The following is an 11,068-nucleotide window of genomic DNA, read 5'->3' on the forward strand; positions in this document are numbered from 1 at the left end:
CCCCCGGCCGCGTCGTCACCGACATGATGCTGCGCGCCGGCGTCGGCGACGTCGCAACCGTCAGCGCCGGCCTGCCGCTGCGGCGGATGGGAAGTCCGGAAGAGGTGGCAGAGGCCGTGGTGTGGCTGGCGTCGGACGCGGCGTCCTACGTCGTCGGTCACGTGCTCGCGGCGGATGGGGGATTCCTGGCTTCGTAGTTAATGGTGCCGTGGCGCCTCAATGCTTCTGCCCATACAGCACCGGCACCGCGGAATCGACGACGACCTCGACGAGGCTGGTGCCATCGAACGCCATGCCGCGCTTCAGCGCTTCGCCGAGCTCGGCCGCCTTCGTCACCCGCACCGCGTGGCATCCCACGCCTTCGGCAAGCCGGACGAAATCAATCCCCGGCAGCTCCAGCCCGGGCACGTTGCGCACCTGCATCACCTGGCTGAACGAGCGCATCGCGCCGTAGCCGGAATTGTTGATGACCACGACCGTCAGCGGCAGCTTGCGCTGCGCGGCGGTCCAGAGCGCCTGGATCGAATACATCGCCGAGCCGTCGCCGATCAGGCAAACCGTGCGCTGCTTCGGCTTGCCGAGCGCCATGCCGACGGCAGCCGGCAGGGAGTATCCGAGGCCACCGCTCGACATCGTGTAGAAACTATCCTGGCCGGGCATCGGCATGAACTTCTGCATCGCCGGCCGGTGCGAAGGCACTTCCTCGACCAGCGAGGCGCCCTCGGGCATCGCTCGCGACAGCGCGTGCAGCAGGAATTCCACCGGCAGCGGATCGGCGGCCTGCGGCGCCGGCGGCAGCGTGCGGCCCTTCGGTGCCGCGCGCTTGCTCTCCGGCAGCAGGTCGAGCAGCAGGCTGAGCGCCGGCTTCATGGTTGCAATGATGCTGGTGCCTGATGGCGTCACCGCGGCGCTATCGGGGTCATCGGTGATCTGGAAGATGGTCGCGCCGCCGTCGAAGATCGCGGCATGGCCTTCGACATGGAAGGTGAACACCGGCGCGCCGACGACGACGACGAGATCGTGCGCGCGCAGCGCGTCGGACAGCTGCGCCGGGGATGCGTGCAGAAACCCTGCGAATTGCGGGTGGCGCTCGGGAAAGGAGCAGCGCGCGGAGAACGGGCTGACCCAGACGCTTGCCTTCGCCTTCTCGGCGACGCGCACCATCAGATCGACCGCGCCAGCGCGATCGATGCCGGGGCCGACCACGAGTGCCGGGTGCTTTGCCGCGCCGAGGGCTGCGACCAACACCTTCATCGTATCAGGCTCGGGGCCGATCTCGCGACTCACCTTGCGCGCCTGGACCGGCGCACAGGCATGCGCCCAGTCGTCGACCGGGATCGACACGAATGTGGGACCACAGGGCGGCTGCATCGCGGTGTAGTAGGCCCGCGCGATCGCGGCCGGCACGTCCTCGGGTCGCGCCGGCTCGACACTGTATTTGACGTAGGGCCGTGGAAATTCGGAAGCCCGCTCGGCGTAGAGGAACGCCTGCAGCGGCAGGATCGAGCGCGCCTGCTGGCCCGCGGTAATCACCAGCGGGGTCTGGTTGCGGTGCGCTGTATAGATATTGCCGAGCGCGTTGCCGACGCCGGCGGCCGAGTGCAAATTGACGAAGCCGGCATTGCGCGTTGCCTGCGCATAGCCATCGGCCATGCCGACCGCGGAGGCCTCCTGCAGCGCCAGCACGTAGTCGATGTCGTCGGGCCAGTCGCTCAGGAACGGCAGCTCGGTCGAGCCGGGGTTGCCGAACACTTTGGTGATGCCGAACGATCGCAGCAGGTCGAGCGTCGCCTGCTTGACGGTGACGGACTTGCTGCCGGTCTTGCCGAAGGTCTTGCCGTTCTTGGCCATTGGTTTCCGTCCCTCTTCATTCCTCATCCTGAGGAGCGCGTCTTCGCGCGTCTCGAAGGATGAAGGCCCGGCCGGTGGCCTCGCCCTTCGAGACGCCGCTGCGCGGCTCCTCAGGGTGAGGGTCTAACAACGGTGGCTCACCACACCGCCGTGCCCTTCATCGTCGGCTGGCCCTCCGCGTTCGCGGTCCACAGCTCCATGCCTGTCTCTATCTCGTTGGCATTGACCGAGAACTCGCTGCCCTCGAACAGCGGCTGCAGCCCGCGATAGGTGAACTTCTTCGGCGCCTTGCCGCCGTGAAGCTTGGCCGCCATCTCGATGATCAGCGCCGCCTGCAGCGGGCCGTGGAAGATCAGGCCCGGATAGCCCTCGACCTTGGTGACGTAGTCACGGTCGTAATGGATGCGGTGGCCGTTGAAGGTCAGCGCGGAGTAGCGGAACAGCAGCACGGGATCCGACACGTGCGTCTCGCGGTGCTGCGCCTTCGGCGGCGGCGGCGGGGCCTTGGCGCCCGCAGGCGCGCTGCCCGTCATCTCGCGATAAACGATGTCCTGCCTCTCGCGGATGGCGGTGCCGCGCGGCGAGGAGATGCTGTGCTCGACCGAGACGAAGCAGAGCGTGCCGGTCGAGCCGGTCTTCACCTGCACATCGGCGATGCGCGAGGTCCGCGTCGATTCATCGCCGACGCAAAGCGGCTGCAAGAACTCGATCTCGCCGCCGGCCCACATCCGGCGCGGCAGCGGCACCGGCGGCAGGAAGCCGCCGCGGGTCGGGTGGCCGTCGGGACCGAGCATCGACATCGGAAACACCGGCTGCGCCAGGCACCAATGCACCGTCCACGGCGCGGCGTCGCCCTTCCTGGGCTCGCCGACCTCCTGGAACAGCGTCGCGCGCAGCCCCATCACGAGCTGCGCGGTGACGATGTCGGTCGCCTCCGTGCTGCGGCCGATCCATTGCCGCAGATGGTCGATGTCGAGCTTCTCGGTCATGACGCCTCGCTCTTGTTATGTCCGGGAGTTTGGTTTTTCGCCAATCGCGGGCACCGCGCCATAAAAGCGCGTCTCGCCGACGATGATTGGCGCCGGCGCGGGATAGCTGACGCGGCCGTTCGGCGTGTCCACCTCGATCCGACGCAGATGCGGATGGTTGGTGAGGTCGGCCATGGTGTTGACCTCGGCAAAGGCGATGTCGGCGTCCGACAGCCGCTTCAAGAGCTCGTCGCGGGTCATCTTGCCGAAGGCATCCGCAACCGTCTTGTCCGTGAAGTCGCGGTTGCGCACGCGCTCGACCATGTTGGCGACGCGGGGATCGGCCGGCAGGTCCGGCTGGTCCAGCACCTTCGCGCACAGCGTCTTCCATTCGCGCTCGCTCTGGATCGAGATCAGGATGTCCTTGCCGTCGCTCGAGGTGAACACGCCATAGGGCGCGATCGAGGGATGGCGCAAGCCCATGCGCTTGGGTGGATTGCCGGCTTCCGCGTTGAGCAGCGGCACGGTGCACCAGTCCGCCATCACGTCGAACATGGAGATGCGGATGTCGGCGCCCTTGCCCGTGCGCCCGCGCGCGATCAGCGCCTCCAGGATCGCGGCATGCGCGGTCGCCCCGGTCGCGACGTCGACGATCGAGATGCCGACCCGCGAGGCACCGTCGGGATTGCCGGTGATCGAGGCGAGGCCGCTCTCGGCCTGGATCAGGAGGTCGTAAGCCTTGCGGTTGGCGTAAGGCCCGGTGTCGCCATAGCCGGTGATGGTGCAGGAGATCAGCTTGGGATAGTCCTTCAAGAGCCGTTCGCGCGAGAAGCCGAGCTTGTCCATCGAGCCCGGCTTGAGGTTCTGGATCAGCACGTCGGCGCTGGCGATCAGCTTCTCCAGTTCGTCGCAGCCTTCTTTCGTTGCGAGATCCACCACGGCGGACTGCTTGCCGCGGTTGAGCCAGACGAAATAGCTGCTTTGCCCTTTGGCCGCCGCGTCATAGCCGCGGGCGAAATCGCCCTCGGGCCGCTCGATCTTGATCACCTCCGCGCCGGCATCGGCCAGGCGCGACGAGCAGAACGGCGCCGCGACGGCCTGCTCGACCGCGATCACCCTGATCCCGTCAAGTGCTCCCATGGCCGCGACCTCAGTACGAGCGCGGCATGCCGAGCACGTGCTCGGCAACGAAGGAGAGCACGAGGTTGGTCGAGATCGGCGCCACCTGATAGAGCCGCGTCTCGCGGAACTTGCGCTCGACGTCGTATTCCTCTGCAAAGCCGAAGCCGCCATGGGTCTGGATGCAGGCATTCGCCGCTTCCCAGGACGCGTCGGCCGCCAGCATCTTGGCCATGTTGGCCTCGGCGCCGCAGTCGAGCCCGGCCTCGTATTTGCGTGTGGCTTCCTTCACCATCAGCTCGGCTGCACGCATCGAGGCGTAAGCCTTGGCGATCGGGAACTGGATGCCTTGATTCTGGCCGATCGGCCGGCCGAACACGCTGCGCTCCTTGGCATAGTTCGTCGCCTTGGCGATGAACCACTTTGCGTCGCCGACACATTCCGCCGCGATCAGGATGCGCTCGGCATTCATCCCGGAGAGGATGTAGCGAAAGCCCTTGCCTTCCTCGCCAATCAGGTTCTCGGCCGGCACCTTCATGTCTGTAAAGAACACTTCGGTGGTGGCGTGGTTCATCATGGTGCGGATCGGACGGATCTCGAGGCCGTTGTTCTTGGCCTCGCGCATGTCGACGATGAAGACCGACAGGCCGTCGGTGCGCTTCTTCACCTGGTCCTTCGGCGTGGTGCGCGCCAGCAGCACCATCAGGTCGGAATGCTCGGCGCGGCTGGTCCAGATCTTCTGGCCGTTGACGATGTAGCTGTCGTTGCCGTCCTTGCGCGCGAAGGTCTTCAGCGAGGAGGTGTCGGTGCCGCTGGTCGGCTCGGTGACGCCGAACGCCTGCAGTCGCAGTTCGCCACTCGCGATCTTGGGAAGGTACTTTGCCTTCTGCTCGGCATTGCCGTGCCTGAGCACCGTGCCCATCGTGTACATCTGGGCATGGCAGCCACCGCCGTTGCAGCCCGCGCGCTGGATCTCTTCCAGGATCGCCGCCGCGGCCGAGAGCTTCAGGCCCGCGCCGCCATATTCCTCGGGGATCAGCACCGAGAGATAGCCGGCCTCGGTCAGCGCATCCACGAACGCCTTGGGATAGGCCATCTCGCGGTCGAGCTTGCGCCAATATTCGCCGGGAAACTGCGCGCAGAGCTTGGCGACGGCGTCGCGGATGTCGGCGTAATCTTCGGTGTGGTGATCTTCACTCATGGCGTTTCCCGTTGGTAGCGGCAGTTAAGATAACGCCGGCCGATCCCCGGGCGTTGTGAAAACAATGCCCGCCCCCTATGCTCATTTGTTATAGCGTATGGAGTAGCCTTCCAGGATTGGCAAGCATGGATTTCCGGCAGCTCAGGACCTTCAGTTGCGTGGCGGAGCTCGGCAGCCTGTCCAAGGCCTCCGACACGCTGCGCGTGGCGCAGCCGGCGCTGAGCCGGCAGATCAAGCTGCTGGAGCACGAGCTGCGCACCGAGCTGTTCACGCGCAACGGCCGCGGCATGGTGCTGACCGAGGCCGGGCGCCTCTTGCTCGCGCGCACCGCCGGCATCGTGCGGCAGATCGACCAGATCCGCGACGACATCCAGTCGTCCAAGGGGCCGCCATCCGGGCAGGTCGTGCTCGGCCTGGTTCCGACCGTGAGCTGCGTGCTGTCGGCGCGCTTTGCGCGGCGTTGCGTCGAGACGTTTCCCGGCATCTCGCTGCGCATCGTCGAGAGCTACAGCGGCCATCTGGTCGAATGGCTGCATCGCGGCGAGATGGACCTCGCCATCCTCTATGGCCGCTCCGCCGATCTGCACCTCAACGTCCAGAGCCTCGGGCGCGACAACATCGTCGCGGTCGGCCCGCGCGGCTGCGGCCTTGCGCGCAAGAAGAGCGTCGACATCGGCTGGCTGTTGCGGCAACGGCTGGTGCTGCCTTCTCACTCGCATGGCCTCCGCGCACTGATCGAGCACGCGGCCGCCCAGCGCAAGATCAAGCTCGACGTCCAGCTCGAGGCGGATTCCTTCCGCGTTCTGACGAGCCTGGTCGAGGAGGGCCTCGGCTTCGCGCTGCTGCCGCCGTCCTCGGTCCACGGCGAGGTCGCCGACGGACGGCTGGAGACCACGCCCATATCCAGGCCGATGACGCGCGAGCTCATCTTCGCTTCTCCAATCGACCGGCCGGTCTCGACGGCTTCGCTCGCCGTCACCGCCCTCCTGCGCGAGGAGGTCGCCGCCTGCCGCAAGGACGGCGTGTGGGACATCAAATTGAGTTAGACGGCGTGTGGTAGAACAGCCGGGCGCCATCGTGCCTTCGCATCTGGCGCGAGCTGTCATGCCGGAATTTTATAGCTGGGATGCCTGCTCTCATCCTGAGGAGCGCGCTCTTGCGCGCGTCTCGAAGGATGAAGGCCCGGCCGGTGGCCTCGCCCTTCGAGACGCCTGCTCCGCAGGCTCCTCAGGGTGAGGATATAGAGATCAGTTGCCGGGGAAGCGTAATCAGCCCGCTATCCGCACCGGCAGCGTCTCGTACCCCTTGATGAAGCTCGAATAGATCCGCTTGGGCTCGCCGACCACCTCGATGCGGTCGAAGCGCTTCAGCATCTCCTCCCACACGATCTTGAGCTGCAGCTCGGCGAGGCGCATGCCGACGCAGCGGTGGATGCCGAAGCCGAAGGAGAGGTGGGTACGCGGACGCGGGCGGTCGATGATGAACTCGTTCGGCCTGTCGAACATCTCCTCGTCGCGGTTGCCGGAGACGTACCACATCACGACGCGGTCGCCCTTGCGGATCGGCTTGCCGCCGATCTCGGTGTCCTGCAACGCAGTGCGCCGCATATGCGCCAGCGGGGTCTGCCAGCGGATCACTTCCGGCACCATGGAGTCGATCAGCTCCGGATTGGCACGGAGCTTGTCGTATTGTTCCGGGTTCTCGTTCAGCGCCAGCACCGAGCCGGTCATGGTGTTGCGCGTGGTGTCGTTGCCGCCGACGATGAGCAGGATGATGTTGCCCATGAGATTGTCGGGGTCCATGTGGCGCGTGGCCTCGTTGTGCGCCATCAGCGACAGCAGGTCGTTGCGCGGCGCGGAGTTGACGCGCTCGTTCCAGAGCTTGGACATGTAGGCGTAGCATTCGTCCATCTCGCGGCGGCGCTCTTCGGCCGAGGCGACGATGCCGCTCTTGGGCAGCGCGGTCGAGACGTCGGACCAGCGCGTCAGCTTGCGCCGCTCCTCCCAGGGGAAGTCGAACAGCGTCGCCAGCATTTGCGTGGTCAGCTCGATCGAGACGCGTTCGACGAAATTGAAGGTCTCGTTGCGCGGCAGATTGTCCAGCACGGTCTGCGAGCGCTGGCGGATCAGCTTGGCCAGTTCGTCCAGATGCTGAGGGGTGAACATCGGCGACACCGTCTTGCGCTGCGCCGAATGCCGGGGCTGGTCCATCGCGATGAAGCTCGGATAGTCGTAGCCCTCCGGCACGTCGCGGATCGAGATGCCGCCGAGCTTGGAGTCCGAGGAGAAGATGCCGTGATTGGTGTCGACATGCATGATGTCGTTGTACTTCACCACCGACCAATAAGGCTCGATCGGCGCGTTGGTGCAGTAGTGCACCGGCTCTTCCTTGCGCAGCCGCTCGAACCAGGGCCACAGCGTGTCGTCCTGGAACAGCCGGGGCGCGCCGGGGTGGAATTGCGCCAACGGCGTTGCATAGGCCTCCTCGCGGGCCCTGCGCATGCGTTCGGCCTTGTCCACTTTAACCGGCGCTTGGATGTTCATCGTGGTTGCTCCAGTTGTTGTCTCACCTCTCCCGCATGCGGGAGAGGTCGCGCGAAGCGCGGGTGAGGGTTTTATCCTCTCGGGGGCTGTCCCGTTGCGGAGAGACCCTCTCCCCACCCCTCTCCCGCACGCGGGAGAGGGAACGCAGCGTCCCTGCCGTTATAGCACAAACTCACGCCGCAATCTTCACCGGCAGCTCTTCCAGGCCCTTCACGAAGCTGGAATAGACCCGCCTGGGCTCGCCGACCACGTCAATATGGTCGAAACGCCTAAGAATCTCTTCCCAAATAATCTTGAGCTGGAGTTCGGCAAGCCGCAGGCCCACGCAGCGATGGATGCCGAAGCCGAAGGAGAGATGCGTGCGCGGGCGGGCGCGGTCGATGATGAACTCGTAGGGCTTCTCGATCACCTCCTCGTCGCGGTTGCCCGAGACGTACCACATCACGACCTTGTCACCCTTCCTGATCTGCTTGCCGCGGAACTCGAAGTCGGACAGCGCGGTGCGGCGCATATGTGCGAGCGGGGTCTGCCAGCGGATCACCTCCGGCACGAAGCTGTCGAGCAGAGCGGGGTTTTCGCGCAGCTTGCGATACTGTTCCGGATGCTGGCTCAGCGCGAGAAGCGAGCCCGACATGGTGTTGCGCGTGGTGTCGTTGCCGCCGACGATCAACAGGATGAGATTGCCCAGGAAGTTCTTGGCGTCCATGTCCCGCGTCGCGGCACTGTGCGCCATCATCGACAACAGGTCGCTCTTCGGCGGCTGGGCCATGCGCTCCGTCCAGAGCCGGGAGAAATAGGCCGCGCATTCCGTCAGCTCGGCCATCCGCTCGTCCTCGGTCGCGACGAGACCGTCGGGGCCGGGAATCGTGGTGGCGACGTCGGACCAGCGCGTCAGCTTGCGGCGGTCCTCCCAGGGGAAGTCGAACAGCACCGCCAGCATCTGCGTCGTGAGCTCGATCGAGACGCGGTCGACCCAGTCGAACACCTCGCCGCGCGGCAAGTTGTCGAGGCACTCGGCCGAGCGCTCGCGGATGTTGATCGCGAGATTGTCGAGATGCGTCGGCGTGAACATCGGCGCCACGGTCTTGCGCTGGGCGGCGTGGCGCGGCGGGTCCATGGAGATGAAGCTCTCGCGGCGCAGGTCCGGATCGATGTCGCGGATGGTGATGCCGCCGAGTGCGGAGGCCGAGGAGAACACCGCGTGGTTGGTCTCGATCTCCATGATGTCGTTGTAGCGCGTCACCGACCAATACGGGCCGAACATGGAGTCCTTGCAATAGTGCACGGGGTCTTCCCGGCGCAGGCGATCGAAATAAGGCCAGAACGTATCGGTCCTGAACAATTCAGGATCGCCCGGATCGAACTGCTCCAGCGGCAGCGAATCGGCGCGTGCGCGTAGCGCGTCGAGCTTGGACGCGTTCTCGATGGTCCCATGCATGACCACTCTCTCCCTGTACGTGAACCGCGCGTCGTTGAATTCTGCGCTACGGCATTTGATGCGCAATTACAGCCGGTTGTGTGCGCCGGGGCAAGGGAGAGTTTTGCCACATCCAACCCTTGCGAGAGGGGATGCATAGCCCGGATGAGCGAAGCGACATCCGGGACTTCGCTCGCGTTCCCGGGTATCGCTCCGCTCACCCTGGCTACAGGACTGGCCATGAACCTTCCGCGTGATCCTCCGCACATCGATTGTCGCGAAATCATGCCAAAAGCGGACCGGAATCGCGCTAAATCGAACCCGCCCATCTTGGGGACCGACTAACCTCTGATCTATAGTTTGCCCGGAATAAATTCGCATCCCGAGGTTGCCGTGAACAACATGCAGTGGGCCCCCATTGGCTCCGAACCTTTACCCCCGCCCCTGCCGCCGACGCGGGTCGACTTCTCCGGCAATCGTTCCGAGTTTCGCAAGCTGGTCACCAAGGGGGCCTTGCTGGAGCTCGTCACCTTCGGCTTCTACCGGTTCTGGCTCGTCACCGACGTCCGCCGTCACCTGTGGACACACACCGCGATCGACGGCGATGCCGCCGAATACACCGGACGGGCCAAGGAGCTTCTGGTCGGCTTCCTGTTCGCGCTCGCGATCCTGGTGCCGATCTATCTCGCCTATTTCCTGGTTGGCATCGAGTTCGAGCGCTGGCAGGGCTTTGCCTCGGCGCCGCTGTTCCTCGCCTTCTACGCCTTCGGCCAGTTCGCGATCTTTCGTGCCCGGCGCTACCGCCTGACGCGCACGGTCTGGCGCGGCGTCCGCTTCTGGATGGACGGTTCGGGCTGGGCCTATTCCCTCCGCGCCATGCTGTGGGGCCTGCTCGTGCTGCTGACGCTCGGCCTGGCGCTGCCCTGGCGCGAGGCGGCGCTGGAACGCTACAAGATGCAGCACACCCATTACGGCGATCTGCGCGGCGATTTCGACGGCGACGGCTGGACCTTCTTCAAGCGCGGCTGGTGGCTGTGGCTGCTCAGCCCGGTTGCTATCGTCATCTTCCCGCTCGCCCCGTTCCTGTATGCCGAGTTCAAGGCGCGCCAATGGCGCTGGTGGCTCGACGGCATCCGCATCGGCGGCGTCAGCCTGTCCTCGCAATTGCCGCACGATGCGTTCTACGGCCTGTACTGGAAAGTGATCGGCTGGTGGACGCTGCTATCGGGCGCTTTCGGTGCCTATATGGTCGGTGCTACGATGCTCGTGCTCACGCTGAGCGGCCTTTCAGCGGAGGAGATGTTCGCGGGTGACAATGCCGGCAAGAGCATCCCCATGGTGGTCATGATGGTGATCGGGTATTTCGCGGTCGCCCTTGCCATCAACATCGTCATGCGCGTCTATCTCCAGCGCGATCTCTGGGCCAAGGTGCTGGAGACCGTCGAGGTGCACGACATCGCGGCTGCGGCGGATGTGCACGGCAGCGGCCAGCTCGCCGGCGCGCTCGGCGAAGGTTTTGCCGACGGACTGGATGTTGCAGGATTTTGAGCCGTGAGTGAGTTGTCGACCGACGCTCCAACGCAGTCCGTCAAGCCGACGATCTTCTTCGACGGCGTGTCCAGCCGCAGGCGGCCGGTGACGCTGACCCTCGGCGATGCGCTCGAGATCTACGAAGAGGGCGGAACGCCCCTTCGGTGGCCCTATGCCGACATTCGCCGCGCCGACAGTCCGCCCGGAATCCTGCGTTTGGCTGCGACGTCCGCGCCGCCCTTGGCTCGGCTGGAAATCCGCGACGCGGCTCTCGCCGCCGACGTGACCGCCCGTTGCATGCGCCTGGACGAGCATCGGACCACGCGCGGCGGTGTCGCCAGGATCGTCGGCTGGTCGGTGGCGGCGGCCGTCTCCATCGTCTGCGTGGTGCTGTTCGGCGTGCCGCTTGCCGCCGATCGTCTCGCGCCGCTGGTGCCGA

At 65.6% G+C, this 11,068-nt stretch carries 9 protein-coding genes and 1 pseudogene; 4 read left to right on the top strand and 6 right to left on the bottom strand.

The window, feature by feature from the left end:
• The coding region (locus JHD07_RS03865) for an SDR family oxidoreductase (protein WP_291619138.1) at positions 1 to 197 on the top strand (197 nt) is incomplete at its 5' end.
• 19 nt (positions 198 to 216) lie between these two features.
• On the opposite strand, the gene mdlC is transcribed toward JHD07_RS03865, so the two are convergent.
• From mdlC to JHD07_RS03885, 4 genes are all read right to left on the bottom strand, one after another.
• A complete protein-coding gene (gene mdlC, locus JHD07_RS03870) occupies positions 217 to 1,851 on the bottom strand; it encodes a benzoylformate decarboxylase (protein ID WP_291619140.1) in 1,635 nt (544 codons plus the stop codon).
• A gap of 137 nt (positions 1,852 to 1,988) precedes the next feature.
• Complete coding sequence (locus tag JHD07_RS03875) at positions 1,989 to 2,840, bottom strand: MaoC family dehydratase N-terminal domain-containing protein (RefSeq protein ID WP_291619142.1); 852 nt, start codon at positions 2,838 to 2,840, stop codon at positions 1,989 to 1,991.
• A gap of 15 nt (positions 2,841 to 2,855) precedes the next feature.
• Positions 2,856 to 3,959 (bottom strand): CaiB/BaiF CoA-transferase family protein, encoded by a 1,104-nt coding sequence (locus JHD07_RS03880; RefSeq protein WP_291619144.1) that lies wholly within the window; start codon positions 3,957 to 3,959, stop codon positions 2,856 to 2,858.
• A 10-nt stretch (positions 3,960 to 3,969) separates the two neighbouring features.
• Complete coding sequence (locus JHD07_RS03885) at positions 3,970 to 5,139, bottom strand: acyl-CoA dehydrogenase family protein (protein WP_291619147.1); 1,170 nt, start codon at positions 5,137 to 5,139, stop codon at positions 3,970 to 3,972.
• 125 nt (positions 5,140 to 5,264) lie between these two features.
• Between JHD07_RS03885 and JHD07_RS03890 the strand changes: the two genes are divergently transcribed.
• Complete coding sequence (locus JHD07_RS03890; protein WP_291619149.1) at positions 5,265 to 6,185, top strand: LysR substrate-binding domain-containing protein; 921 nt, start codon at positions 5,265 to 5,267, stop codon at positions 6,183 to 6,185.
• A gap of 222 nt (positions 6,186 to 6,407) precedes the next feature.
• On the opposite strand, the gene JHD07_RS03895 is transcribed toward JHD07_RS03890, so the two are convergent.
• On the bottom strand, positions 6,408 to 7,682 hold the full coding sequence (locus JHD07_RS03895; protein ID WP_291619151.1) for a cytochrome P450: 1,275 nt from the start codon (positions 7,680 to 7,682) through the stop codon (positions 6,408 to 6,410).
• Between the two features lie 172 nt (positions 7,683 to 7,854).
• Positions 7,855 to 9,120, bottom strand: coding sequence for a cytochrome P450 (locus tag JHD07_RS03900; RefSeq protein WP_291619153.1), 1,266 nt, complete (start codon positions 9,118 to 9,120; stop codon positions 7,855 to 7,857).
• Between the two features lie 381 nt (positions 9,121 to 9,501).
• Here JHD07_RS03900 and JHD07_RS03905 point away from each other — a divergent pair, with 381 nt between their 5' ends.
• On the top strand, positions 9,502 to 10,647 hold the full coding sequence (locus JHD07_RS03905) for a DUF898 family protein (protein WP_291619220.1): 1,146 nt from the start codon (positions 9,502 to 9,504) through the stop codon (positions 10,645 to 10,647).
• Positions 10,648 to 10,650: 3 nt separating this feature from the next.
• Positions 10,651 to 11,068, top strand: a pseudogene (locus JHD07_RS03910) (metalloendopeptidase); the annotation flags it as partial.

The sequence above is a fragment of the Bradyrhizobium sp. genome, from assembly GCF_016462955.1.
GTDB lineage: Bacteria > Pseudomonadota > Alphaproteobacteria > Rhizobiales > Xanthobacteraceae > Bradyrhizobium.

What these genes read in the sequence shown, in the direction of transcription:
- mdlC (WP_291619140.1), bottom strand. Translation starts at nt 1,851, where the DNA reads ATGGCCAAGAACGGCAAGACCTTCGGCAAGACCGGCAGCAAGTCCGTC.
- JHD07_RS03875 (WP_291619142.1), bottom strand. Translation starts at nt 2,840, where the DNA reads ATGACCGAGAAGCTCGACATCGACCATCTGCGGCAATGGATCGGCCGC.
- JHD07_RS03880 (WP_291619144.1), bottom strand. Translation starts at nt 3,959, where the DNA reads ATGGGAGCACTTGACGGGATCAGGGTGATCGCGGTCGAGCAGGCCGTC.
- JHD07_RS03885 (WP_291619147.1), bottom strand. Translation starts at nt 5,139, where the DNA reads ATGAGTGAAGATCACCACACCGAAGATTACGCCGACATCCGCGACGCC.
- JHD07_RS03890 (WP_291619149.1), top strand. Translation starts at nt 5,265, where the DNA reads ATGGATTTCCGGCAGCTCAGGACCTTCAGTTGCGTGGCGGAGCTCGGC.
- JHD07_RS03895 (WP_291619151.1), bottom strand. Translation starts at nt 7,682, where the DNA reads ATGAACATCCAAGCGCCGGTTAAAGTGGACAAGGCCGAACGCATGCGC.
- JHD07_RS03900 (WP_291619153.1), bottom strand. Translation starts at nt 9,120, where the DNA reads ATGCATGGGACCATCGAGAACGCGTCCAAGCTCGACGCGCTACGCGCA.
- JHD07_RS03905 (WP_291619220.1), top strand. Translation starts at nt 9,502, where the DNA reads ATGCAGTGGGCCCCCATTGGCTCCGAACCTTTACCCCCGCCCCTGCCG.